We start from the raw sequence: 23,868 nt of genomic DNA, 5'->3' as shown, positions 1-23,868 counted from the left end.
TAACGGAGTAGTATACGTTAACACTGCTATTTTAAATTACATTTAATCTCTTTGAACTCTAAGCAAAAACACCCAAAGTGTTCCATAAGTTGCAAACAATAATAGTAAGAAAATTGGTGTTGATAAAAAGTCGATAGGCATACATATCACTCACTTTATTTGATAACTTCATGTGGTACCGGAAATAGAAAAATTAAAATAAATATTATAGGCAGAGACAAAACAATCGCTAGCACAGGCTTTTTGGAATGGATTTTTAATATAATTAGAAATGCAAAATTAAACAGCGTCATATATATATGATTCCATCCGTTGTCATATATAAACATTCCTTTTTTGTAAAATAAATATTCAATAATGGAGAAAAAAGCTCCCCACACTACAATATATATGACTTTGTTCTTTGTCTCTTTCTTAGGAAAACGTTGTAGGAAAATGACAATCAATATCGGCATGATGATAAACGAAAATCCAATATCTATAAACGTATGATTCAGCAAGTCTGTAGTAATGGCCCGAAAGCTCCAAAGTGTATGATTGTAATATAAAAAATTATAAAATAAATTAGAAACAATAAAGAATAATACAGTTGGGTAATAAGGAAACCAATTTTTTCGATCAATAAAAAAGTACCCAAAGACTAACCAAACAACAACTACTAATAATAAGTACATATTTTTTCCCCTTTAATAAAATTTAGATAAACTTTATTAGTATGTACGATTATAGAAGTACTTATACAAAAAAAACCGAAACAGTAAGTTTCGGTTTTAATCATTTTATTTATTTTGCGCCTACAAGAGCCTTTTCTAATATTTGTTCCAGAGACCCTTTTAGTTCAATGTCTGATAATGTAAGGTGGGATTGTACGAATTGTAAGCTCAATTCAGCACGAAGACCTGTAATCGCAGGTGTGATCCCAATAAGCTTTAACGCGCGTATTAATAAATCTATTGTATGAATGACTGTTTGATCTACAATATATACACCAGAAAAATCGATGATCAATTTATTTATTTGAAGATTTTTGCACTTATCTAATGTCTCTTCAATTAGAATGCTTGCTCTTTCGTCGTCAAGTTCTCCAATTAAAGGTAATACAGCTATACCATTTAATAATGGAACAATTGGTACAGAAAGGCGAAGGAATCTAGCTTTTGTTTCTAATATTTTATCGTCCGTTGCTTTCGTGAAAGCTTGACTAAAACCAAATACAATAATATTAAATACTTCATCTATTTGTTCAAACTGATATGCCAATTCTTCTAATTTTAAATGTAGACGCTCGCCTTCCTGCTGTAAAAAATTCCAACTACATTTTTTATATAATGTCATATTGGAAAGTGTTGAATCAAGTGAAGCACCATTGCTCACTGCCATTTGCCCAATTGAACTGCCCCACTCTTTCGCATTATGTAAAATATCTTTATCTTTTGTTGAAATATACTCTCCAATATAATCAACTAAAGTGGAGAAAATACTAATTATTCCAATAGCCTGCTCTTCTTGCTTATAAACTTCATTTTCTGGATAAGCTTTTTGTAATTCTTTTAACATATTTGTAGCTATAATTTCTTTTTCATCCTTGAATCTTATGCCGATTACTGCGTTCACTTCCACTAGTTTCTCCCCCTTCTTTTTTTAAAAGTTTTATGTTTGTACACTTGTCCTATATTTCTATTTAAACAAACTGAAAGGAAAAAGAGAATTATTTTCTATTGAAAAAATATAAACATTTTATAAAGAATTTTAAAAATAAAGAAAACAGGCTAATTAAGAGGGCCTGTTTGTTAAAATTTTAATTGATTTTTATGTTTGTCTGTAAACTTTTTGAATACATCCGAAAGTAGCATTAATCCAATTAACCCAAAAATTAAGTAAGATAAGTTAAGGTAAAGAGCTGGATCAATTCGTATATGGTCTCCGCCGGCAGCTATTTTTATAATTTGGTAGGACTCAAAACCAACCTTTACAGTTACCAATACGAAAATTGCGATGATTACTTTCCAGAGTAATTTCATGAAACCCCCTCCAGTTATTGCAAAAAAATTATTTATACTTTATGTTTTTTTATTGAAAAATGGGTATAGAAAAGAAGAAAAACTTACATTACTATACCAAACTTTTAAAATAGATACAATACGAATAAGTTACCAATGACAAAAGTTGTAATATAACAGAAATGCGAATATTTAATCTATCGTAAAGCACTTTACATTATATTTTATAGAAATTAAAATAAAAAAGTCGCCTTTTGTCGCACATAATACTTAGAAAACTGTAACATACATACTTATACAAAAGGAGTTTACCTATGAAAAAACTATCATTAACGACACAAATACTAATCGGTCTTGGGTTAGGTATTCTAGTTGGATTAGTATTAAACCTATATGCACCAGGTCTGTTTAGTCGACTTGATCCACTCTTATTTACACCACTAGGACAAATCTTTTTAAATCTTATCACAATGTTAGTTGTCCCAATTGTTTTAATATCCATTACTTTAGGTGTAATCAATTTAGGGGATACGAAGAAATTAGGTAGAATTGGATTTAAAACCATTTTATTTTTCTTAATTACAACAAGTATTGCGATTACGATAGGGTTAACATTAGCTTCTCTTGTAAAACCAGGGGAATTTGGAACATTTGATACATCTGCATTAGAGTACGAAGGAACAAGAGAAGCGCCAGCAGTTGTGGACACTTTATTAAACATCATCCCGAAAAACCCGATAACTGCTATGGCAGAAGGAAATTTACTTCAAATCATTGCTTTTTCAGTGTTATTAGGTCTTGCTTTGAACGTTTTAGGGGATAAGGTAGCTGTTATAAGAAAACTATTCGAACAAGCGAACGAAGTTGTTATGTATCTTGTTCATTTAATTATTAAAACAGCACCATATGGAGCATTTGGTTTAATCGCATCTGCTATCGGTAAGATGGGCTTTGATGCTTTTAAAGCGATGTTTGCTTATTTCCTTGTTGTTGCTGCAGCACTGATCATTCACTTATTTGTAACTTATGGTGGAGCTGTTGCCATACTTGGAAAAACGAATCCGCTTCACTTCTTTAAAAAATTCTTACCAGCTATGAGTGTGGCATTCAGTACTTCAAGCAGTAATGCTACATTACCGATATCGATGGACATTGCACAAGAGCGTTTAGGTGTGCCAAAACATATTAGTAGCTTTGTTCAACCACTAGGTGCAACAATCAACATGGATGGTACAGCTATCATGCAAGGTGTAGCAACTGTGTTCATTGCTCAAGTATTTGCTGAAAGTCTAACTTTGTTTGAACTAATTACAGTTGTCGGGGTAGCTGTAGTAGCGAGTATAGGGACTGCAGGAGTACCAGGCGTAGGTCTAATCTTATTAGCAATGGTATTAGGCTCAGTAGGTTTACCTGTTGAAGGAATTGCATTAATTCTCGGGGTAGATCGATTACTTGATATGGCACGTACAGCAGTTAACATAACTGGTGATGCATCATGTGCATATATCGTTGCAAAATCAGAAGGCGAAGACATGACAGTAACAGAAAATCCTAATACCAATAACTTATAAAAAGCACTATATAAAGCACACAGAATCACACTAAAAAGGTTGCGATAACATAAATCGCAACCTTTTTCTTCTTTCGACAAAATTCGGGTGGTGCCTGGCACTTCTGTTGGCACTTCTGTTATTTAATATGTACTTTCAGTTTTGGTTTTCTTTGTTTTTCCTCTTTTAATAAGTCGCGAATTTCCGTCAAGACGATCACTTCCTCAGAAGGTTTATTAGAAGAATCTTTCTTTTCCTTTGATCGTAATTTTTGGAGAAATCGAATACATAAAAATATAGAAAAAGCTATAATTAAAAAGTCTACAATTGTTTGTAAGAACAACCCATACTTCACAACAGCCTGACCAATTATTATTCTTTGGTTCGTTAAATTGATTCCACCTAACAATACCCCAAATAAAGGCATCATTATATCATTAACTAAAGAAGATACAATATTCCCGAAAGCACTACCAATGACAACTCCAACTGCCAAATCGATAACGTTCCCTTTTACAGCAAATTGTTTGAAATCTCTAAACATAATTAGTTAGCTCCTATAGCAGTATTCTTTATTCGATTGTATGAGATGAATGTCATATTTATGAGGAGATGTTTAATAGGATAGAGTAGTGGGAAAAGAAAAGTAAGAGATGAGGGAGGAATGGATTGTGAAGAAACGTCTTAAGAAAAAAATAGAGAAACGACTTGCCTTATTTAAAGAAAACGCCGACAACCGAGCTATAGGTCATACACAGCGTCTTGTCGCTGCACGTCAACGTACACAAAGTAATACACATAGAAAAGAACAACGTAGCTAAAAGGGAGCGATTTGGATGAGTGATGGAACATTAAGAAAAAAGAACCAAAACCTAATGGAAAAGGCAAAGTATGCTCAAGATGGGACAGGTTTAAAGAAAGATGCTAAAAGTGTCCGCCGTATTAACCGTCACTTAGAACGTGAAAGAAGCAGGAAAGAAAAAAAGAATTTACAACCTGCGTTTGAAGTGTATGTAAATGACCATTCATTTCGAGTAACTGGTGTAACCAGCGAAGAAGAAGCAATCGATAAGTTATCGAAATGGAGCGCATTTCATAACATGGTGAACAAGATGAAAGAAAATGATCTTGAAGTGAAAATCGAAGCGAAGAAAATTCAATAGGCTCAGTCTAAAAAGCAAATGGTTAATATATACCATTTGCTTTTTAGTTGTTGAGATGAGATGCTGTTCTTTTTCTAAAACGACTATATTTTGAAGGTAGAGAGAACGAGATGTCCATAATACAAAATTTACGGACAACTTTCACGAAAAGAAAGAACGTGATGTTCTTAATAAACATTTAATGGACATTTGTCCAGAAAACATAGAACGAAATGTACATAATACTATTATTCAATGAGTCACGAAAACAAAAAAACCATCCTCAACTAGTGAAGATGGCAGCTGACTAAATTATATACCACATCGGAACATTCAACAAAAATAAAATAAGCCTTTTTAGTAAGATGCGGGATTAACCTCTATAAGAGTTAAACACATTGGAAAGAAGAAATTCTTCTTGTATCAATTCCAAAATACACCCAGCGGAAAGCAAACCAACGGTAACCAGCAACTGACGTTCTACCGATAAAAGTTGGATAGAACCAGAACGATTCCCCGTTTGTTAAACGGATGAATGTAAAGCGAAATAAACATCTATTTAATGCACCAGGGTCTACAGCAAATGTTTGCGGTCCTCCAGCAGAAAAAGATGCACTTGGTGGAGGAGGTGTTGCTGGAGGTGGACCAGGTGGTTGTTGCGGTCCTCCCATGCTTCCTCCTGATCCAGGAGGCATACCACCAGGTCCAAACGTACCACCAGATCCAGGAGGCATACCACCAGATCCAGGAGGCATACCACCAGGCCCCACAGGCGGAGGGAAGATTGGTGGGAATCCAATTAATTGACGATAATAATACATAACAATTGCTCCTTTCAAGCAACAAAGTCCATCAGATAATGGTTCTTACTAAAGTATGCATATTGATTAAAATAGGTGATTGTCTATTGTCATATTCGAATTCGACAATACTCAGGTGTCACTGACACGCTTTTTTAATGAAATTCATTTTGCTGTCAGTAAAAGAGGAATATGAACTTCATAAGGTCGATGAAGTTCAAATGGGTGAGAAAAAAGAAAAGAATGAACTTCATAAGCTCGATGAAGTTCAAATCGGCAAAAGAAAGAGAAGAGAATGAACTTCATAAGCTCGATAAAGTTCAAATTAGCCATAAAAAAAGAAGGAAATGAACTTCATAATCGAAATTCATTTCCCTCCAAAAAAGTAAGAATTAATTATTTTGCTACTAATACCGGACATTTGGCGGAATTTGTCACTTTATCACTTACACTACCTAAAATGAGCTTTTTAAGTCCACCATGGCCGCTACTGCCAATAATTATTAAGTCAATATCACTCGTTTCTTCATACTGGCAAATGGTTTTAGCTGGATCTCCTTCTATTACTTCTATAGGTGCTTCTACTCCTGCGTTGGCAAGCATCGCTTCCACTTCGTTCAATAATTCTTCTGTTTCGCTTTCATATGAGTAAGGAACGTGATTTTCTTCCGGTACTCTCTCCTGTGCAGTTGGTGTATACATGTTTAACCCTTCAATCCCATACCCAGCTGCTGGTAAAGATGAAGTTTTTTCCGTACGAATAGGTGTAACAGGTTCTGTTTTTTCAAGCACGTGTAAAATAGTTAAATCAGAACCTAATCTTCGCTTCAAATCTAGTCCCATTTGAAGAGCTTTGTAACTTCCTTTTGATCCGTCATAAGGAATTAATATTTTTTGCATAATAATTTCTCCTTTCACTTGAGTGAGTTTCATAATGTACAATTACTAAATGAAAAACGAATATTAAACCTATTCTTTATTATAATTTACGTTTTTATATCGAACGTTTTTTATTATAATAAAGGGGACATTCGTTTTTCATTAAACGAACAGTAATTATGAAAATGATTCACTTAATAAAATAAATAGTATTTACAAATAAATACCCTTATTGAAAAGCACAAAACATCCCATTTTTACACTAAATAGGTTAAATATTCATGCAGATAGGGTATTAATCTTGTAGTAAAATAAACTAGCGTTTTACACGGAGAAAGGAAAAACTCCCCATAAAACTCCAACTCCCAACGAATTATATAGGTGTAGGATTGTATCTTCAGGAGGCAATATGACAAATAGATCTGAATACAAGAAGAGAAAAATGAAAAAGAATCATGGAAAAGTGACTTTGTTAGTTACTAGCTTGTTAATCTTAAACGTATTTATTTTTATGCAATTTTATATAAAAACAAGAGATGTTAGTGCGTTAACAGAGCCACTCCCAACGGCAACAGTTATTTATGATCGTGAAGGTGAACAAGTAAGTGTATTCCGCCCTAATAAAGTGGAAGGAATAGCTACAGAAGAAATACCAGACATTATGAAACTTGCAGTCGTCGCGGTAGAAGACCAAAGGTTTTATGAGCACGACGGTTTTGATATTGTTGGTACAGGAAGAGCGATGTTTACCAACCTAAAAGCAAGAAGAGTTGTTCAAGGTGGTAGTACTCTAACGCAACAAATGGTGAAAAATGTTTTCCTAACGCATGACCAAACATTTAAAAGAAAACTTGATGAATATTTCTTAGCTAAAAAAGTAGAACAACAGTATTCGAAAAATGAAATATTAGGAATATATTTGAATCAAGTGTATTTTGGTGAAGGTGCCTGGGGAATAAAGAGAGCAGCTGAAATTTATTACGGGAAAGAGCCAAAAGATCTTACGTTAAACGAAGTGGCAACACTTGCTGGATTACTGCCAGCCCCATCTGTGCTTAATCCGATTAAAAATGAAGAAAGAGCCAAAAACCGTAGAAACGTAGTTTTGCAGTTAATGTATGAACAGCAATTTATTTCAAGACAACAACTAGAAGAGACACGAGAAGAACCTATCGAACTTAATCCGAAAAGCAGTTCTTTGTTTAATGTACAATATCCATCCTATATGACCCATGTAATTCAAGAAGCTGTTACTATGTACGGTATATCAGAAAGCGAAGTCTTATCTGGTGGTTATCATATTTACACAGCATTAGATCAGCCAACACAATCAGCACTCGAAAATATTTATGCTGAACCATCTAATTTCCCAAAAGGTTCAGCTGATGAAATACCTCAAAGTAGCGGAATAATCATTCATCCGGAAACAGGGGGAATATTAGCTTTAATTGGTGGTAGAGAAAATAAATTTCAAGACTATAACCGAGTGTCTAGACTAACTAGGCAGCCAGGTTCAACTATTAAACCATTATTAGTTTATACTCCAGCTTTAGAAAATGGATATGACATGTTCGATATGTTAAATGATTCACCTGTTGAATTTGGAAACTATAAACCTCAAAACTTTTCTAGAACTTTCAAAGGGGAAGTTTCCATGTATGATGCAGTGTTGAATTCATATAATGTTCCAGCAGTATCTGTTTTACATGAAATGGGTCTAAGTACTGCGATAAATATGGCCAAAAAACTATATTTGCCGATTACAGAAAATGACCATAATCTAGCAGCACTTGCCCTAGGTGGTTTAGATAAAGGGGTAACTCTTCAACAAATGGCAGAAGCGTATACGATTTATCCAAACAAAGGGGAAATCATTGAATCACATACAATTAAGAAAATTGTTGACCGTAACGGTGACGAAGTAGCTACCTTTGATGGAGAAAAAGAACGAGTAGCATCAGAAGAAGTAGTGCAAAAAATGACGTATATGTTAAAAGGCGTAGTCGATAACGGAACAGGTAGAAACGCTCAAATTGCAGGAAGAGAAGTAGCTGGTAAAACTGGGTCTACGCAAGTTGTTGGTGCCCAAGTCAACGGTACATCGAACCAGTGGTTTATTGGCTATACGCCCGAATTAGTAGGGGCTTTTTGGATCGGTTATGATCGTCTATCACCTGATCAGTACATTCCAGCTGTTCAAGGCGCGGGGAATCCTGCTGCAAAACTATTCCAACAAGCTATGAGTGAAGCATTAATAGATTTACCAAAATCCTCTTTCGGTTTACCAGCATATAAGCAGCCAAAACCGAAAAGTGTGGAACCTTCTTCACAGTCAAAACCGAAAAAGGAAGAGAAAAAGCCTAAAAAAGAAGAGAAGAAACGTGGCAAAGAGAAAGCGCCAGGACAAAAAAAGAAACGCAGAGATGAATAATGTTCTCTGCGTTTCTTTATTTTTAGTATTCTATTTTAAAGGTTAGTGTTGATAATTTAATACTAATACCTGTTGATTTCCGTGCAAGGATGAGACTCCTCGAAAAGTTTGAAGCGGCTCGTTCAGCTCCGACAAGCATAAGACAGGGGCAGCTTGAGGGTGCTTTTCCCCTCGAGATGACCATGGCTAGACTTACGGAGCTAGCCGCTGAAACTAGACACGCCCGCGGAAAGCGAAGCCTTGCACGGAAATCAGCAGCGAACTAATACAGCCCTTTACTAAAACCTCCTGAACCATTCCACCTCATCCTCTAGACCGATATGCAAAAATTCCTCCGACCGTTACTTTCTACCCCAATTACTATATATGATATACATAAATAAGGGGTAACGTTAGGAGAGAAAACAATGCAAAATATCATTCAGATCTTCAAAAAAGAAAATTACTCAAAACTCTTTTTTGCTTCGTTTACATCTACTTTAGGAAGTATTATTGGAATTGCAGCATTCATGCTCTATTTATTAGACCGGTTCAGCGAGCAACCTGCCTACGCCGCTCTAACAGAAATGATGTATTCTTTGCCCACCCTAGCGGTGTTTTTTCTAGTAGGAGTATTAGCAGATAGACTAGATCGTCAAAAAATTGCAGCTTACTCAGACTATATATGTGCGGTATTAACGTTAGCATTATTTGGGGCTATATACCTTGATTCCATTCCATTAGTCTTCGCAATCCTTTTTTTACGTAGTGCGGTTTCGAAGTTTTTTCATCCTGCACAAGGAGCGATTATTCAAGGTATTTTATCAAAAGATGAATATACAGTTGCAGCAGGTTTAAACCAAATGACTAGTAGTATCTTTATGTTATTTGGAAATGCACTCGGAATATGGATTTATTGGACGATAGGATTAGAAGGAGCAATTATCGTTGGGGCAGTCACTTTCACTATTAGTGGATTACTCATTAACGCATGTAAAATTTCAGAAGAAGTTAGATTGCCTAATGGTAAACACTCCATGAAAGACATAAATATAAAGTTTGTATTAAAGGATTTTAAAGCAGGATTGACGTATATTTTACAACACAAACTTTTATTAAATATTATCGTTGGATTTTTTGTTTTCGGTATTGTAAATGGTGGTTTAACGGTTATGCCGGCTTATATTTTAAAATATAAAATATCTCCAGATAATTATGAGCAATTGATGATGTATCTTGGAATAGCTTTTGGACTATCTATCCTTCTAGGTAGTATTATTGCATCTATTTTTGTAAAAAAAATGAAATTATATCAAATGATTATCGTTGGTTTATTCATAACAGCACTATTTATTTCACTAACAGCTTATTCAACAAATTTCATAGTTTATTGTTCTTTAAGTGTTATAGTAGGATTAATTCTACCATTCATTAATATAGGAATAGGTGGCTGGTTACCAAGAATAGTTGACCCAAAAATGATGGGGCGGGTCCAAGGATGGATTAGTCCTCTTATGATGTTATCGCAAACTATTACATTAGGCTTTATTGCAGTAGCATTTCCGAAAATTTTATCTATCGAAGGACTACATTTAATTGTAGGTGGCTGTATGTTATTCGTTGCGATTTACTACAGCTTTACGTTACCAAAATACGCAAAAGAAGAAGAAACAGAAGAATTGCTACAACTACAAAAAGTTCCTTCCGCATAAAACTATTAGACAAGGAATAATGATTATAAAGATAGTGAGTTGATGTACGCTACAGGTGTGAGACTCCTGCGGGAAAAGTGTGACAAGTGAGACCCTGGAAGCGCTAGAGCGCTGAGGAGGCTCACGAGTCCACCCGCGGAAAGCGAGCACCTGTAGCGTACATCAACTGTTAGAACCCTTATCAGATATTATAAAAGGAGACATACATGGAAAAAATAAAATCGCTACTATTATGGATCGTCACAGTAGGTCAGTTAGTAGGGGTAGGGCTATTCTTTGTAAACATCGTAGTAGCCATTTACTTTTATGCTTTTATTGTAATAGCTTTCATAACGTTAATGATATTATTAATCATAGAAAGAGTTAAAGAAAAGAAGGAGGATGACGAAAATGATTATCGTGACTACTGATTTTGTACCTGGAAAAGAAGTGAAAGAATTAAAAGGTTTTGTAAAAGGAAGTACTGTCCAATCAAAGCATGTTGGTAGAGACATTATGGCTGGACTAAAAACACTTGTAGGTGGAGAAATTAAAGGATATACCGACATGATGACGGAAGCTCGTCAAAAGGCAATTGGCAGAATGGTAGAAGATGCCCAAGCTAAAGGAGCAAATGCTATTATTGCAGTTCGTCTAGAAACATCGAACGTGATGCCAAATGCATCTGAAATCATTGCATATGGAACAGCAGTAACAGTAGAGTAAGTTTCAAGTGTATTATATTAATTCAATTGAGTGAGTTTCATAAAGTACAATTACTAAACGAAAAACGAATAGTAAACCTATTCTTTCATATAATTTACGTTTTATATCGAACGTTATTTAATTATAGGCTGTGTTAAAGCTTAGTGTTGATATTTATATACTTACCTGTTGATTTCCGTGCAAGGCTGAGACTCCTGCGGGAGAAGCGGGAAGCGGGAGACCCCACAGGCGCTTGCGCCGAGGAGTAGGTTTTTTCACGGCAGTGAAAATAACCTTCCTTTTTACCGCCCGCGGAAAGCGAAGCCTTGCACGGAAATCAACAGCAACCTTTAACATAGCCTAATTATAAAAAACGGAACATTCGTTTTTCACTAAACGAACAGTAATTATGAAATCGATTAAATTAAAAAAGTTTTGACAAATTTGTGAAAACTGTTATGATAATTATCAGAAAACAACATATAGTTTTAAAGGGCAAATTTTTTGTCCTTAACGATCAACCACTAGGGGTGCCTTCTTAAGGCTGAGATTAGAGTGTAACTCTAAGACTCTTAGAACCTGATCTCGTTAATACGAGCGTAGGGAAGTGGACGGATGAATGTTTGTACTACATAAAAGTGCGAGCAAACACGAATTTCTGTGTATTCAACCACCTTCTTTGCGCAAATGCGTAACGTAGGTGGTTTTTTATTTGCCGAAAATAGGCTAGGGAAACTAGAAAGTAGTCGTGCGCGCAACTACTTCTCAAGTTGAACTTCCATGTTAGTAGGCAACATTTATTTTTAGGAGGAATGAGAAATGAAATTTTCAGAACAAATTAGGCAAGAAGCAGACCATATTTGGGAAGCAAGCTTTAACCATCCGTTTGTAACAGGACTTGCTGATGGTCGTTTATCGCTAGAGTCATTCAAATATTATGTGATGCAAGATGCGTACTACTTAAGTCATTTCGCGAGAGTGCAAGCATATGCAGGTGCAAAAGCATTTGATTTATATACAACTTCCAGATTAGCAGCACACGCTCAAGGAACATATGAGGCAGAATTATCCCTACACGAAAACTTCTCAAAACGTCTAGGTATTACGGAGGATGAGAGAAAAAAATTTAAACCAGCACCAACGGCATACGCTTATACATCTCATATGTATCGGGCTGTATTATCTGGTGGTATTGGCGAGGTAATTGCTGCACTATTACCATGCTATTGGTTATATTACGAGATTGGTGAAAGATTAAGGGGCTCAACTCCTGAGGAACCAATTTACCAAGAGTGGATTGCAGCTTATGGTGGCGACTGGTTCCGCCAATTAGTAGAAGAGCAGATTGCAAGATTAGATGAATTAGCAGAAAAAGCATCTGTTGAAGAGCGTGAAAGAATGAAAGAACACTTTATGTTGAGCAGTCAATATGAGTATAGCTTTTGGGAAATGGCTTACACATTAGAGCAGTGGCCAGTTCGACCTAACAAAGTAAACGCGTAAGAGAGAGGACAAAGAAGATGAAAAATAAAGGCTTAAAACTAACCGATATTTTAGTAACTATCTTAATCGCAATTGTGTTCGGGATTATTTATAAACTATGGGGAACTGTCTATGACTTTGTCGGATTAACAGGTATGCAAGTACAGGAACTTACGTATGGAATGTGGTTTATCGCTGCAACAGTTGCCTATTTGATTATAAGAAAAGCTGGAGTAGCGTTTTTAGCGGAAGTTGCTGCTGCATCTGGTGAATTTATTGTTGGCTCTCAATTTGGTGTAGAAGTGTTAGTTTACGGAGTACTTCAAGGTTTATTTGCTGAGCTAGTGTTTATGGCATTCCGTTACAAACGTTTCGACTTACTAGTCGTTTCTCTTGCTGGAATTGGCTCTGCATTTGGCTCTTTTGTGATGGATATTTACAGAGGTTATCTATTCGATCTAGAAGCATGGAATTTAATGCTAAAGGTTACATTCCGCCTAATTGGCTCTGTCTTGTTCGCTGGCGTCCTAGCTTATGTCATTGTAAAAGCTCTAGAAAAGACAGGAGTTACAAACTTACTTCGCCCTGCAAGCAAAGAAGATTACGATTCTTTAAGTAAATAACTATAATAAAGTTTTGTGTTGATATTTAATTACGTTATAGCTGTTGATTTTCTTGCAGGGGGAGACTCCTCGAAAATGCATACGCATTTTCTTACGAAGGATGTATTCTCTGTAGCCTTCCTTGTCCAGCGGGAGACGGGAGACCCCACAGGCACTTGCGCCGAGGGAGTAGGTTTTTTCACGATAGTGAAAATAACCTTCCTTTTTACCGCCCGCGGAAAGCGAAGCCTTGCACGGAAATAAACAGCGGTCTTTCATAACATAGCCAAGTAAATAAATTGACTCAAATAAAGGAGTTATCATGATTAAAGCAAAAAACATACGATTGAAATATCCAGGTGGAGAAAGACTTTTTAATGACCTTTCCTTTACATGTGATGAAGGTGAAAAAATACTACTCCTAGGACCATCAGGATGTGGAAAGTCAACGCTTTTACAAGTATTGTCTGGTTTAATACCTGAAGCAATCGACGTACCTATGATTGCAGAAGAATTACAATTACCTGAATCTTGGGGCTATGTGTTCCAAGACCCAGATACACAATTTTGTATGCCATATGTCGATGAGGAACTAGCATTCGTGTTAGAAAATTTAGCTGTTCCACGGGAGAATATGGATGAAAAAATAACAGAACTAATTCAGACGGTTGGCTTACACTTACAGTCACCACATACGAAAATTAATGAACTATCTGGTGGTATGAAGCAAAGATTAGCGATAGCATCCGTTTTAGCAATGGAACCGGATGTATTGTTTTTAGATGAGCCAACCGCCATGCTCGACCCACAAGGAACAAAAGAATTATGGGAAACGATGAAAAAGATTGGTCAGGACAAAACGGTTATTATAGTAGAACACAAGCTAGATTATTTGTTGGATTTTGCAAATAGAGTGGTCGTATTTCAAGAAGATGGCTCGATACTAGCGGATGGAAAAACAGATGTGATTTTTCATGATTATAAAGAAAAATTAAAAGAATTTGGTATATGGTACCCAGGTGTGTGGAAAGAATTTGCTGAAAATAATTCAAAACCAACTGTTAAGCCATTCCAAAAGGATGTTCTAGTTTCGATGGATCAGCTACTAGGATTTAGAGGAAAAGAAGAAAAGATTAAAGTGGAACAAGCAAACATTCATAAAGGTGAATGGATCACCATTGTTGGAGAGAATGGCGCTGGAAAAAGCACGTTGTTGGAATCTATCATGGGTTTATTGAAAACACAAGGGGATTGTATGATTCATTCAAATAACCCCAATCCGCAAGGTGGGTTAGCTTTTGTTTTTCAAAACCCGGAGTTTCAGTTTGTTACAAACTCTGTGTCTGAAGAGATTGCTTACACGTTAAAGATAAATAAAATAGCAGAGGATGAAACAAAAGCGATAGTTGAGCAATTTCTTAGAGAATTTCATTTAAAACATGTAGAAAATAATCATCCATATTCTTTATCAACGGGACAAAAGAGAAGGTTAAGTGTTGCTTCATCTGTCGTCCATCATCCACAAGTACTTTTGTTAGACGAACCGACCTTTGGGCAAGACAGCAAAAATACGTTTTCTATGCTTAAATGGTTGCAAGAACTAAAAGAGCAAGGTGTTAGTATCGTTATGGTCACGCATGACGAACACATTGTGGATCATTTTGCGGACACTGTTTGGGTTGTGGAGAATGGTGTGCTGTCAACGCAACTTCGTAAAGAGGAATATGTCAAAAAGCAAGAAAGGAGAGAACAACATGCAATGGTCGTTGGAAGTTAAAGAAACTTGGTTGCATCGAGTAAATCCAAGTTTCAAATTACTAGGTATGTTGCTATTTTTTTTCGTGGTGGTGTTCATACACAACATTAACATACTACTAAACATGACAATCTTCATGTTAGTTCTATACTTTTTTGCTACAGGACATTTAACGAAAGTAAAACTTTTACTACTCATTCCTTTCCTATTAATATTTCTTTCGGCTATGGCTCCAATGGCGATGTTCGGTAAGGGAGATACAACGTGGCTAAAATTTGGTTTAATACATGTCACGGAAGAAAGTTTTTATAGAGGGATACATTTAGGGTTACGCGCAACAGTATTTGGCGTTTTAGGGTTGCTTTTTGCCCTTACGACAAAACCAGTATTATTGTTTTATTCATTAATGCAGCAGTGTAAGCTACCACCTAAATATGCTTACAGTTTCTTAGCGGCAGTAAGGTTAATTCCCATTATGATAGAAGAGTTTTTAACATTACGTAAAGCGTTGGTCGTTAGAGGTGTAGAGAGTAAAAAAGGAGTAAAGGCAATGTTCTCCAAGTTGCAATTTTATAGTATCCCTTTACTATCACAAAGCATTCGTAGGGCACACAGAATTGCGGTTGCCATGGAAGCAAAAAGATTTTCAAAACAAAAAAAACGTACTTTTTACTACAACGTAACTTTATCAAAAAATGATCTTTTATATGTGTCGACATTTTTTATATTAATTTTTACTTCTTATTATTTGGCAGTTGCTTATCCTTATTTTTCAGTAACCGATGTTCGGTATTAACAGATGGATTGTTTTGAAAAGTAATAGATTTATGGTATACTAAGGTCACAATCTCATAAACATTATCACTAGGGGAGTCTATTGACTGAGATGGAAAGAACGATTTCCAGACCCTTTGAACCTGATCTAGTTAGCACTAGCGTAGGGAAGTGGCCGGACCTTTTCATCTAATCATTTCGATAAGAAGAAATATGTAAAATAAACCACTCACTACGCTAAAAAAGTAGAGAGTGGTTTTTTGTGTTTTAACAACGATGGTAATACTTATTCTAGCATTCTTTTCAGAGGAACCTGTACCAGAATTAATGAAGTTAAAGACGTAATTAAGTTTTTGTTATATGTTTAGTTGATGTTGGCGGAAGGTGTGAGACTCCTCGAAAATGCTTCCACATTTTCTTCGTGCGATGTAACGCTCCCGCAGCCTTCCTTGTCCTGCGGGAATAGTGCGTCAAGGGAGACCCCACAGGCGTGTAACGTCGAGGAGGCTCCCGAGACCACCCGCGGAAAGCGAGCACCTTCCGCCAACATCAACATTTAGTACTCTTGAAGAGGTAGCATTTGAATTTAAAGGAGTAAAGTATGCAACTACATGTCATTTCTGATGGAAAAAAGCAAGTAGACGAACTTGTAAATATCTTTACTAGTATCCATCCACACGTCGATTACATGCACATAAGAGAAAAGCATAGAACAGCATCCGAACTTATATCCACTGTGGAAAATTTACTCGCACAAGGCGTGCCATCACAAAAAATAATCATCAATGACCGATTAGATGTTGCCCATTCCATGAACCTCAAAGGTGCTCAGCTAGCTTATCACAGTGTAGATATTAAACTAGCTAGAAAAGCGTTTCCCAATCTACTGTTAGGATGTTCTATTCATTCATTAGAAGAAGCTATATATGCTGAGCAAAACGGAGCAGATTACCTTCTGTTTGGCCACATATATGAAACAACGTCTAAACAAGGGAAAATTCCAAAAGGATTAGCTCAACTAAAAAAGATAATAAACAATGTGTCCATACCAGTTATTTCTATCGGTGGAATTAAACCAGAAAATGTGAAAGATATTCACGACTTAGGCGGTAGTGGTGTGGCGATTATGAGTGGAATAGTAAGTGCTGAAGATGTTGTAGAAGCAGCGAAAACATATCAAACTAGTACGCTAGTAAGATAGGAGGTACATCATGAATAAAAAGTATGACATCATTATTATTGGTGGCGGAGTAAACGGTTGTGCTGCTGCATTTAATTTAAGCAAGTTAGGCTATAAAGTACTTCTTTTAGAAAAAGACCAAATTGGTTCCAAAGCATCCAACGCTGCAGCTGGTATGCTCGGAGCTCAAGTGGAATTAACGGAGGCTGGCCCATTATTTGAATTAGCTCGATCGAGTAGAAGTAAATTCCCAGCTCTTCAAGAAGAACTAAAAGAATTTAGTGGCATTGATATTGAACTTGTTCAAAAAGGAATGCTGAAAGTTGCCAGAACTGATAAAGAAGTAGTACACCTCAAACAAATAATCGAGGCCCAACGTAATCTTGGTGAAGAAACAAGCTGGCTAACAAAAGAAGAAGTTTTAGATAAGGAAAAATCTTTAAGTGACAATGTACTTGGTGCGATGACTATTCCGAATGATGGACATGTAAACCCTATCCATTTAACAGCTGCTTTTTGCAAAAGCGCAATAGCCCTAGGAGCAGATGTAAAGGAATATGTAGAAGCTTACGAATTTCATAGAGAAGGTTCCAAGATAACAGGTGTCGTTACGAATGATGGTGAGTTTAACTCAGAACATGTCATTGTTACTACAGGTGCATGGAGTAAGAGACTTTTAGAACAGTCAGGATTGACAATAAATGCTCATCCTGTAAAGGGAGAATGTATATCTGTCTTAGCAGATAAACCAATCATATCGAGTACGATTTTTGCTACTGGTTGCTACGTTGTACCGAAAAGTGGAAACAGGCTAATAATTGGTGCAACGATGATTCCTAATACATTTTCAGAAAAAGTATCTGTTGGAGGAATGCTTTCACTAATGGAAAAAGCAACTTCGCTTATTCCAGACATTGCTAAGGCAACTTTTGAAAAAAGTTGGGCTGGTATTAGGCCGCAAACAGGTGATGAACTACCATTCTTAGGATTGCATCCACAATTTTCAAATATGATCATCGCAACAGGTCATTACCGAAATGGTATTTTACTAGCACCAATAACTGGGGAAACGATAGCGAATATCGTTAAGGGACATGAACTACCCAAGTATATGGAAGCTTTTAAATTAAATAGATTAACAGTTACTACATAAAGGAGGGGAGCAAATGAAGAAACTTTCTATTAATGGAGAAATAATGGAGCTTCCAAGTGAAGTAACAACTGTAAAACAGCTGCTTGCTCATTTTAAGCTAGATCAAAAAGTAGTTATAGTGGAAAAAAACAAAGAGATTTTACAAAAAGATTCACATGAAATGGAACATGTAAACGATGGAGATCAAATAGAATTAGTACATTTTGTTGGAGGCGGATGATTATGTTAAAAATTGGACCATACGAATTTAAGTCACGTTTATTATTAGGAACTGGGAAGTACCCAAACTTTGATATTCAAAAAGAAGCGGTGGCAGTATCAGAAGCAGATATTTTAACATTTGCTGTTCGTCGAATGAATATTTTTGAAGCAAGCCAACCGAACTTTTTAGAAAAACTAGACTTAGATAGATATACACTTTTACCAAATACGGCTGGAGCTAAAACGGCAGAAGAAGCAGTGCGAATTGCTAAACTAGCAAAAGCATCAGGATTATGCGACATGATTAAAGTCGAAGTTATTGGGTGCTGGAAAACATTGTTACCGGATCCAGTTGAAACATTAAAAGCAACAGAAGAATTAATAAAAGAAGGATTCATCGTTTTACCTTACACTTCAGATGACGTTGTGTTAGCACGAAAATTAGAAGAGTTAGGTTCACATGCCATTATGCCAGGTGCATCTCCAATCGGTTCAGGGCAAGGAATTGTGAATCCGTTAAACTTAAGATTCATCATTGAACAGGCAAATGTACCAGTTATTGTTGATGCTGGAATTGGCTCACCTGCAGATGCTGCTTATGCAATGGAATTAGGAGCAGATGGTGTGTTACTAAATACAGCAGTTTCAGCAGCAAACGATCCAGTGAAAATGGCACATGCTATGAAGCTAGGAATTGAAGCAGGAAGATTAGGTTATGAAGCTGGACGCATGGAGAAAAAACGTTATGCAACAGCGAGTAGCCCAACAGAAGGAATGAGTGTGAGCTAAAATGGAACGTTATTCCCGTCAAATCTTGTTCACACCAATAGGAGAGCAAGGACAAAGAAATATGAGGGAAAAGCATGTATTAGTAATAGGAGCTGGTGCACTCGGTACGGGAAATGCCGAGGCGCTAGTTCGTGCTGGAATTGGAAAGCTATCGATCGTGGACAGAGACTATGTCGAGTGGAGTAATCTGCAAAGACAGCAATTATATAGTGAAGAAGATGCAGAGGCAAAACTACCGAAAGCGATGGCAGCAAAATCTAGACTAGCAGCAATAAATAGTGAAGTAATAATAGAAGCTCATGTGCTAGATGCTACACCGGATGTAATGGAACAGCTTGCGGATGGAGTGGATTTAATTATTGATGCCACCGATAACTTTGATATCCGCTTTATTATAAATGATATTGCGCATAAGTATAATATTCCTTGGATATATGGTGCTTGTGTTGGAAGCTATGGCCTCTCTTATACAATTATTCCTGGTGAAACTCCTTGTTTACAATGCTTATTAAAAGCAATGCCACTAGGAGGAGCAACATGCGATACAGTTGGAATTATTTCTCCAGCTGTACAAATGGTAGTAGCTCATCAAGTTAGTGAAGCAATGAAATTACTAACTGGTGATAAGGATGCGCTAAGAAATAAGCTAGTATCGTTTGATCTATGGAAAAATCAGTATGTTGCATTAAATGTTTCCGCAATGAAAAGCATTGATTGTCATACATGTGGAGAAACACCTACTTATCCTTATTTAGATTTTGAAAATCAAACGAAAACGGCCGTGCTTTGTGGTAGGGATACTGTTCAAATTCGCCCTGCTAGAGCCGTACAACGTAATTTGGAAGAAGTAGAAAAGGTACTTGCTTCACAAAATGTAAAGGTCGAGCAAAATCCATTTTTATTATCATGTGAACTAGAAGGTCATCGAATTGTACTATTTCAAGACGGCCGCGCTCTCGTTCATGGTACAAAAGAAATAGCCAAAGCAAAAACGCTTTATCATCGTTATTTTGGTGGATAAGAGGAGGAGGTACATGATGGTTTATAAAGCATTAACAATAGCTGGCTCTGATAGTGGTGGTGGAGCAGGTATTCAAGCAGACTTAAAGACTTTTCAAGAGCTAGAAGTGTTCGGGATGTCTGCAATAACTGCTGTTACTGCCCAGAATACTTTAGGTGTTCAAGGTGTTTATCCTCTTCCAATTGAAGCGGTATTAGAGCAAATGAATTCACTAAATGAAGATTTAAAACCGAATGCGTTAAAAACTGGTATGTTATTTAGCAGCGAACTAATTGAAGCTGTTGCTGGCAAGATTAATGAGTTTAACTGGGGTAATGTAGTAGTGGATCCTGTAATGATTGCAAAAGGCGGTGCTCGTCTTTTACAACAAGAAGCGATAAACTCTTTGCGTGACTCATTAATACCTTTAGCTACTTTTATTACGCCAAATATTCCTGAAGCAGAAGTGATAACAGAAATGACACTTGATACTATTGAACAAAGGAAAAAAGCGGCAAAACTTTTACACAAGCTCGGATCAGATTATGTTGTTGTAAAAGGTGGCCATGGTGAAGAAGATGAGTTAGTAGATTTATTTTATGATGGGAATGAGTTTCTTGAGTTAAGAAGTACTCGGATTCATACAAATCATACACATGGAACAGGGTGTACATTTGCAGCAGCCATTACAGCGGAACTTGCAAAAGGAAAGTCTGCCGAGCAAGCAATGAAAACGGCAAAAGAATTTATTCATGCGGCGATAAAGAATGAACTAGGCATTGGCGGTGGCCATGGCCCTACAAACCATTGGGCTTACAAAAAAACGAAGGTGTTATTATGAACGTAACAAAACAACATATGCAAGTTTATTTTGTCATGGGAAGTACCAATTGCTTAAAATCCCCAACAGAGGTTTTGAAGGAAGCTATAGATGGAGGAATTACTTTTTTTCAATTTAGAGAAAAAGGGGAAGGCTCAAAAGTTGGCGAAGAGAAGTTCCAGTTAGCCAAGCAATTAATGGATATTTGTCGAGCGAACCAAGTGCCTTTTGTTGTAAATGATGATATTGATTTAGCTATGCGACTTAACGCTGATGGAGTTCACATTGGACAAGAAGATGGGAATATTGAAGAAGTCCGAAAGTTGATTGGAAATAAAATCTTAGGTGTGTCCACTCATAATGTGGAAGAGGCACAAGAAGCTCAAAAAAAAGGTGCAGATTATATAGGAGTTGGTCCTATGTTTTTCACTTCAACGAAAGAAGATATTGAAGAGGTTAAAGGGCCGAGCGTTATTTCTTCTATTAGAAAAGCAGGAGTAGAGCTACCAATCGTAGGTATCGGTGGAATCTCAACAGAAAACGCTGAAGAAGTTGTTCAAGCTGGGGCAGACGGGGTAGCCGTTATTTCCGCTATATCTAAAGCACTCTCTCCTAATAAAGCAGTTATGGAATTAAAGAAAAAAGTAGCAAAATAACCTAGAGTTATTTTGCTACTTTTATTTGATTTCTTCCATTATTTTTTGCAAGATATAAAGCATCGTCAGCTAATTGATAAAGTCTAAAGTCATCTTTATACCTTGTATTGTATTGAGCAATTCCGAAAGACAGTGTAATGTGGATCTGTTTCCCGTTTTGCAGACGGAATGGAGTAGATTCAATCTTATTTCTGATTTCTTCCATTTTAATGAAGACATCTTTTCGATCATGCCCAATTTGTAAAATCGAAAACTCTTCCCCACCGTTGCGAGATACGATACCATCGTTTACTTCCTCTTTTAATATAGAAGATAAATGTTTTAATACTTCGTCTCCAGCCATATGGCCATATGTATCATTAATTTTTTTAAAATGGTCTAGATCTAATAATGTTAAAACAAACGGAATATTTTCTTCTTTTGCTCTTTGTATATATTGAGTATAAAACTTATGAAATGCTCTAACATTGTATAACTGTGTTAAAGCATCTTTTTTTGCATGTTCTTTATATTTGAAATATAACTCTGTACTTAACCGAATGCTTCTGGCAAACGAAAAAGCAAAAAGCCCACCAATTATAGCAGATAATATGTGTAAGATTGCTGCATCCAAAACTGCTAAATAGTTAGGGGACACAATGTAAAGGGCGATGGAAAAGATAGCTTGGCTATATAAAATTAATAATAACCAAACTTTCCACATTTTCCATTTCACAAACTGTCCAATTAACCCTGAACCAACGCCAATAAGTAACATCATAAATAATGCCACGTGAGAAGAAAAATTAACATCTATTAAATATCTACCAATAATAATGATGATAGACCCTACTAAAGGCGGAATTATTCCCCCATAAAAAGCTACTAATATAATAGGGATATGCCTTAAGTCTAGAATCGTAATCTCGTTAACACTAATTCCATATCGCATAAGAATTATGCCTAGAAAACCTGCAATTACACCATCTATCAACTTGAATTTTATTGGAGATTCAATAGAGAGCCTATTATTCTTAAAGAGAATATGCCAGAAATAGATAAACGTAATTAAAATAGTTATATTGACAAATAAATCACTTATCATTTTGAGTATCCCTTTTTCCTATAATTTTATAGAATGAATGCACGGGTCGTGTTGGGATAAAAGTAAAAAGCCCCGTTTATCAAAATTATACCATAACATTTTTTGAAAAAAGGGGGAATTGCTTACTTTTTTGAGAAAGATAATAAATGATGTATGGTATGATTAGTACAGATTTTTTACATATTAAAGAAAGAGGTATGTGCTCATGAGAAAGATGGCTTTAGAGAATCTAGAAATTAGTTCTAGTAGATTAATTCTTGGATGTATGGGACTAGGTGGGGGATGGGATAACTCTTCCATTACGAAAGAACATATAAAAATAGCAGAAGAAGCGGTAGAGATGGCTCTTTCTACAGGAATTACGATGTTTGACCATGCAGATATTTATACTCGTGGAAAAGCGGAGAGAGTTTTTGGTGAAGTGTTAAAAATTCGTCCTAACTTAAGAGAGCAAATCGAAATACAAAGCAAATGTGGCATTCGTTTTGACGATGACAAAGGTCCTGGTAGATATGATTTTTCCAAAGGGTATATCGTTGATTCAGTAGACGGTATATTAAATAGATTGAACACTGATTACCTAGATATATTTTTATTACATAGACCTGATCCATTATTGGAACCAGAAGAAGTTGCAGAAGCATTCCATCAGTTACGTAATTCTGGGAAAGTGAACCATTTCGGTGTATCAAACATGAATAAATCGCAAATGCAATTACTTGAAGCATACATCGATCAACCTTTAGTTGTGAATCAATTAGAGATGAGCTTAAATAAGTTGGATTGGGTAGATCAAGGAGTACATGTAAACCAAAAGGCTGGGGAATCCACTCATTTTGCAGATGGTTTAATAGAGCACTGTATGTTACACAATGTACAAATTCAAGCATGGTCACCTTTAGCTAAGGGCATTTTCTCAGGAAACAAGATGGATAATATGTCTGATGCAGAAAAAAACACTGCTTTATTAGTAGAAAAAATGGCTGATGAAAAAGAAACATCAAAAGAAGCGATTGTACTTGGATGGTTAATGCGCCACCCTGCAAAAGTTCAGCCAGTCATCGGAACGAGCAACCCTATTCGTATTAAAAACTGTGCAGAAGCCGTTCGTCAATCGGTACTAATGACAAGAGAAGAATGGTACTCACTTTATGTGACTGCAAGAGGGAACAGATTACCATAGAAAAGATAAAC

At 36.2% G+C, this 23,868-nt stretch carries 26 protein-coding genes and 2 riboswitches; of the genes, 19 read left to right on the top strand and 7 right to left on the bottom strand.

Going from position 1 to position 23,868, the window contains the following annotated elements:
• Positions 1 to 155 precede the first annotated feature (155 nt).
• The 3 genes from CDZ89_RS15335 to CDZ89_RS15325 form a co-directional block, all read right to left on the bottom strand.
• Positions 156 to 674, bottom strand: a complete 519-nt coding sequence (locus tag CDZ89_RS15335; protein WP_096155308.1) for a CBO0543 family protein — start codon at positions 672 to 674, stop codon at positions 156 to 158.
• Between the two features lie 109 nt (positions 675 to 783).
• Positions 784 to 1,620, bottom strand: a complete 837-nt coding sequence (locus tag CDZ89_RS15330; protein ID WP_096155307.1) for an STAS domain-containing protein — start codon at positions 1,618 to 1,620, stop codon at positions 784 to 786.
• Between the two features lie 170 nt (positions 1,621 to 1,790).
• Positions 1,791 to 2,021: a hypothetical protein gene (locus CDZ89_RS15325; RefSeq protein ID WP_096155306.1), complete on the bottom strand. Its 231-nt coding sequence runs from the start codon at positions 2,019 to 2,021 to the stop codon at positions 1,791 to 1,793.
• Between the two features lie 293 nt (positions 2,022 to 2,314).
• Here CDZ89_RS15325 and CDZ89_RS15320 point away from each other — a divergent pair, with 293 nt between their 5' ends.
• Positions 2,315 to 3,571, top strand: coding sequence for a dicarboxylate/amino acid:cation symporter (locus CDZ89_RS15320; protein WP_100333937.1), 1,257 nt, complete (start codon positions 2,315 to 2,317; stop codon positions 3,569 to 3,571).
• Between the two features lie 118 nt (positions 3,572 to 3,689).
• Here CDZ89_RS15320 and mscL read toward each other — a convergent pair whose 3' ends face one another.
• Complete coding sequence (mscL, locus tag CDZ89_RS15315) at positions 3,690 to 4,094, bottom strand: large-conductance mechanosensitive channel protein MscL (protein ID WP_100333936.1); 405 nt, start codon at positions 4,092 to 4,094, stop codon at positions 3,690 to 3,692.
• Positions 4,095 to 4,221: 127 nt separating this feature from the next.
• On the opposite strand from mscL, the gene CDZ89_RS19765 reads away from it, so the two are divergent.
• Together CDZ89_RS19765 and CDZ89_RS15310 are read left to right on the top strand one after the other, a co-directional pair.
• A complete protein-coding gene (locus CDZ89_RS19765; protein WP_157842756.1) occupies positions 4,222 to 4,371 on the top strand; it encodes a hypothetical protein in 150 nt (49 codons plus the stop codon).
• A gap of 15 nt (positions 4,372 to 4,386) precedes the next feature.
• Positions 4,387 to 4,713: a hypothetical protein gene (locus CDZ89_RS15310; RefSeq protein WP_096155303.1), complete on the top strand. Its 327-nt coding sequence runs from the start codon at positions 4,387 to 4,389 to the stop codon at positions 4,711 to 4,713.
• A gap of 368 nt (positions 4,714 to 5,081) precedes the next feature.
• On the opposite strand, the gene CDZ89_RS15305 is transcribed toward CDZ89_RS15310, so the two are convergent.
• On the bottom strand, positions 5,082 to 5,513 hold the full coding sequence (locus tag CDZ89_RS15305) for a hypothetical protein (protein ID WP_096155302.1): 432 nt from the start codon (positions 5,511 to 5,513) through the stop codon (positions 5,082 to 5,084).
• A gap of 375 nt (positions 5,514 to 5,888) precedes the next feature.
• Positions 5,889 to 6,392 carry a universal stress protein gene (locus CDZ89_RS15300; RefSeq protein WP_157842755.1) on the bottom strand — a complete coding sequence of 168 codons (504 nt, stop codon included), beginning with the start codon at positions 6,390 to 6,392 and terminating at the stop codon, positions 5,889 to 5,891.
• A 388-nt stretch (positions 6,393 to 6,780) separates the two neighbouring features.
• On the opposite strand from CDZ89_RS15300, the gene CDZ89_RS15295 reads away from it, so the two are divergent.
• From CDZ89_RS15295 to thiE, 15 genes are all read left to right on the top strand, one after another.
• Positions 6,781 to 8,802, top strand: a complete 2,022-nt coding sequence (locus CDZ89_RS15295; protein ID WP_100333934.1) for a transglycosylase domain-containing protein — start codon at positions 6,781 to 6,783, stop codon at positions 8,800 to 8,802.
• Positions 8,803 to 9,209: 407 nt separating this feature from the next.
• Entirely contained in the window at positions 9,210 to 10,493 is a 1,284-nt protein-coding gene (locus tag CDZ89_RS15290; RefSeq protein ID WP_096155299.1) for an MFS transporter, read from the top strand.
• Positions 10,494 to 10,699: 206 nt separating this feature from the next.
• Positions 10,700 to 10,903 (top strand): hypothetical protein, encoded by a 204-nt coding sequence (locus CDZ89_RS15285; protein ID WP_096155298.1) that lies wholly within the window; start codon positions 10,700 to 10,702, stop codon positions 10,901 to 10,903.
• Positions 10,884 to 11,198, top strand: coding sequence for a YbjQ family protein (locus CDZ89_RS15280; RefSeq protein ID WP_096155297.1), 315 nt, complete (start codon positions 10,884 to 10,886; stop codon positions 11,196 to 11,198). Before CDZ89_RS15285 ends, CDZ89_RS15280 begins: the two co-directional genes overlap by 20 nt.
• A gap of 495 nt (positions 11,199 to 11,693) precedes the next feature.
• Positions 11,694 to 11,800, top strand: a riboswitch (TPP riboswitch).
• A gap of 196 nt (positions 11,801 to 11,996) precedes the next feature.
• Positions 11,997 to 12,680 carry a thiaminase II gene (tenA, locus tag CDZ89_RS15275; RefSeq protein ID WP_096155296.1) on the top strand — a complete coding sequence of 228 codons (684 nt, stop codon included), beginning with the start codon at positions 11,997 to 11,999 and terminating at the stop codon, positions 12,678 to 12,680.
• A gap of 17 nt (positions 12,681 to 12,697) precedes the next feature.
• The gene (locus CDZ89_RS15270) at positions 12,698 to 13,282 is read left to right on the top strand and encodes an ECF transporter S component (RefSeq protein ID WP_096155295.1); all 585 of its coding nucleotides are present in this window, start codon (positions 12,698 to 12,700) and stop codon (positions 13,280 to 13,282) included.
• 301 nt (positions 13,283 to 13,583) lie between these two features.
• Positions 13,584 to 15,038 (top strand): ABC transporter ATP-binding protein, encoded by a 1,455-nt coding sequence (locus CDZ89_RS15265; protein WP_100333933.1) that lies wholly within the window; start codon positions 13,584 to 13,586, stop codon positions 15,036 to 15,038.
• Complete coding sequence (locus CDZ89_RS15260; protein ID WP_100333932.1) at positions 15,016 to 15,813, top strand: energy-coupling factor transporter transmembrane component T family protein; 798 nt, start codon at positions 15,016 to 15,018, stop codon at positions 15,811 to 15,813. Before CDZ89_RS15265 ends, CDZ89_RS15260 begins: the two co-directional genes overlap by 23 nt.
• A gap of 60 nt (positions 15,814 to 15,873) precedes the next feature.
• Positions 15,874 to 15,978, top strand: a riboswitch (TPP riboswitch).
• A 414-nt stretch (positions 15,979 to 16,392) separates the two neighbouring features.
• Positions 16,393 to 16,992: a thiazole tautomerase TenI gene (gene tenI / locus CDZ89_RS15255; protein ID WP_100333931.1), complete on the top strand. Its 600-nt coding sequence runs from the start codon at positions 16,393 to 16,395 to the stop codon at positions 16,990 to 16,992.
• Between the two features lie 10 nt (positions 16,993 to 17,002).
• Entirely contained in the window at positions 17,003 to 18,124 is a 1,122-nt protein-coding gene (thiO, locus tag CDZ89_RS15250) for a glycine oxidase ThiO (protein WP_100333930.1), read from the top strand.
• 13 nt (positions 18,125 to 18,137) lie between these two features.
• Positions 18,138 to 18,344, top strand: coding sequence for a sulfur carrier protein ThiS (thiS, locus tag CDZ89_RS15245; RefSeq protein ID WP_096155290.1), 207 nt, complete (start codon positions 18,138 to 18,140; stop codon positions 18,342 to 18,344).
• Positions 18,341 to 19,114 (top strand): thiazole synthase, encoded by a 774-nt coding sequence (locus CDZ89_RS15240; protein WP_176483754.1) that lies wholly within the window; start codon positions 18,341 to 18,343, stop codon positions 19,112 to 19,114. Before thiS ends, CDZ89_RS15240 begins: the two co-directional genes overlap by 4 nt.
• 1 nt (position 19,115) lies before the next feature.
• On the top strand, positions 19,116 to 20,135 hold the full coding sequence (locus CDZ89_RS15235; RefSeq protein ID WP_100333929.1) for a thiazole biosynthesis adenylyltransferase ThiF: 1,020 nt from the start codon (positions 19,116 to 19,118) through the stop codon (positions 20,133 to 20,135).
• Between the two features lie 16 nt (positions 20,136 to 20,151).
• A complete protein-coding gene (gene thiD, locus CDZ89_RS15230) occupies positions 20,152 to 20,955 on the top strand; it encodes a bifunctional hydroxymethylpyrimidine kinase/phosphomethylpyrimidine kinase (protein WP_096155287.1) in 804 nt (267 codons plus the stop codon).
• On the top strand, positions 20,952 to 21,590 hold the full coding sequence (gene thiE / locus CDZ89_RS15225; RefSeq protein WP_096155286.1) for a thiamine phosphate synthase: 639 nt from the start codon (positions 20,952 to 20,954) through the stop codon (positions 21,588 to 21,590). The genes thiD and thiE overlap by 4 nt, the downstream gene beginning before the upstream one ends.
• A gap of 7 nt (positions 21,591 to 21,597) precedes the next feature.
• On the opposite strand, the gene CDZ89_RS15220 is transcribed toward thiE, so the two are convergent.
• Complete coding sequence (locus tag CDZ89_RS15220; RefSeq protein ID WP_096155285.1) at positions 21,598 to 22,674, bottom strand: diguanylate cyclase; 1,077 nt, start codon at positions 22,672 to 22,674, stop codon at positions 21,598 to 21,600.
• A 205-nt stretch (positions 22,675 to 22,879) separates the two neighbouring features.
• On the opposite strand from CDZ89_RS15220, the gene CDZ89_RS15215 reads away from it, so the two are divergent.
• Positions 22,880 to 23,857 carry an aldo/keto reductase gene (locus CDZ89_RS15215; RefSeq protein WP_096155284.1) on the top strand — a complete coding sequence of 326 codons (978 nt, stop codon included), beginning with the start codon at positions 22,880 to 22,882 and terminating at the stop codon, positions 23,855 to 23,857.
• Positions 23,858 to 23,868 lie beyond the last annotated feature (11 nt).

The sequence above is a fragment of the Bacillus alkalisoli genome (genome assembly GCF_002797415.1).
Lineage (GTDB): Bacteria > Bacillota > Bacilli > Bacillales > Bacillaceae_I > Bacillus_CD > Bacillus_CD alkalisoli.
Note: the sequence above shows the minus strand (reverse complement) of the source record. Positions and strands in the feature narration are given on the sequence as shown.

What these genes read in the sequence shown, in the direction of transcription:
- CDZ89_RS15235 (WP_100333929.1), top strand. Translation starts at nt 19,116, where the DNA reads ATGGAACGTTATTCCCGTCAAATCTTGTTCACACCAATAGGAGAGCAA.
- CDZ89_RS15265 (WP_100333933.1), top strand. Translation starts at nt 13,584, where the DNA reads ATGATTAAAGCAAAAAACATACGATTGAAATATCCAGGTGGAGAAAGA.
- thiE (WP_096155286.1), top strand. Translation starts at nt 20,952, where the DNA reads ATGAACGTAACAAAACAACATATGCAAGTTTATTTTGTCATGGGAAGT.
- CDZ89_RS15285 (WP_096155298.1), top strand. Translation starts at nt 10,700, where the DNA reads ATGGAAAAAATAAAATCGCTACTATTATGGATCGTCACAGTAGGTCAG.
- CDZ89_RS15270 (WP_096155295.1), top strand. Translation starts at nt 12,698, where the DNA reads ATGAAAAATAAAGGCTTAAAACTAACCGATATTTTAGTAACTATCTTA.
- CDZ89_RS15305 (WP_096155302.1), bottom strand. Translation starts at nt 5,513, where the DNA reads ATGTATTATTATCGTCAATTAATTGGATTCCCACCAATCTTCCCTCCG.
- CDZ89_RS15300 (WP_157842755.1), bottom strand. Translation starts at nt 6,392, where the DNA reads ATGCAAAAAATATTAATTCCTTATGACGGATCAAAAGGAAGTTACAAA.
- tenA (WP_096155296.1), top strand. Translation starts at nt 11,997, where the DNA reads ATGAAATTTTCAGAACAAATTAGGCAAGAAGCAGACCATATTTGGGAA.
- CDZ89_RS15220 (WP_096155285.1), bottom strand. Translation starts at nt 22,674, where the DNA reads ATGATAAGTGATTTATTTGTCAATATAACTATTTTAATTACGTTTATC.
- CDZ89_RS15280 (WP_096155297.1), top strand. Translation starts at nt 10,884, where the DNA reads ATGATTATCGTGACTACTGATTTTGTACCTGGAAAAGAAGTGAAAGAA.
- CDZ89_RS15320 (WP_100333937.1), top strand. Translation starts at nt 2,315, where the DNA reads ATGAAAAAACTATCATTAACGACACAAATACTAATCGGTCTTGGGTTA.
- thiD (WP_096155287.1), top strand. Translation starts at nt 20,152, where the DNA reads ATGGTTTATAAAGCATTAACAATAGCTGGCTCTGATAGTGGTGGTGGA.
- CDZ89_RS15290 (WP_096155299.1), top strand. Translation starts at nt 9,210, where the DNA reads ATGCAAAATATCATTCAGATCTTCAAAAAAGAAAATTACTCAAAACTC.
- thiO (WP_100333930.1), top strand. Translation starts at nt 17,003, where the DNA reads ATGAATAAAAAGTATGACATCATTATTATTGGTGGCGGAGTAAACGGT.
- CDZ89_RS15335 (WP_096155308.1), bottom strand. Translation starts at nt 674, where the DNA reads ATGTACTTATTATTAGTAGTTGTTGTTTGGTTAGTCTTTGGGTACTTT.
- CDZ89_RS15240 (WP_176483754.1), top strand. Translation starts at nt 18,341, where the DNA reads ATGATTATGTTAAAAATTGGACCATACGAATTTAAGTCACGTTTATTA.
- CDZ89_RS15310 (WP_096155303.1), top strand. Translation starts at nt 4,387, where the DNA reads ATGAGTGATGGAACATTAAGAAAAAAGAACCAAAACCTAATGGAAAAG.
- thiS (WP_096155290.1), top strand. Translation starts at nt 18,138, where the DNA reads ATGAAGAAACTTTCTATTAATGGAGAAATAATGGAGCTTCCAAGTGAA.
- tenI (WP_100333931.1), top strand. Translation starts at nt 16,393, where the DNA reads ATGCAACTACATGTCATTTCTGATGGAAAAAAGCAAGTAGACGAACTT.
- CDZ89_RS15215 (WP_096155284.1), top strand. Translation starts at nt 22,880, where the DNA reads ATGAGAAAGATGGCTTTAGAGAATCTAGAAATTAGTTCTAGTAGATTA.
- CDZ89_RS15295 (WP_100333934.1), top strand. Translation starts at nt 6,781, where the DNA reads ATGACAAATAGATCTGAATACAAGAAGAGAAAAATGAAAAAGAATCAT.
- CDZ89_RS15260 (WP_100333932.1), top strand. Translation starts at nt 15,016, where the DNA reads ATGCAATGGTCGTTGGAAGTTAAAGAAACTTGGTTGCATCGAGTAAAT.
- mscL (WP_100333936.1), bottom strand. Translation starts at nt 4,094, where the DNA reads ATGTTTAGAGATTTCAAACAATTTGCTGTAAAAGGGAACGTTATCGAT.
- CDZ89_RS15325 (WP_096155306.1), bottom strand. Translation starts at nt 2,021, where the DNA reads ATGAAATTACTCTGGAAAGTAATCATCGCAATTTTCGTATTGGTAACT.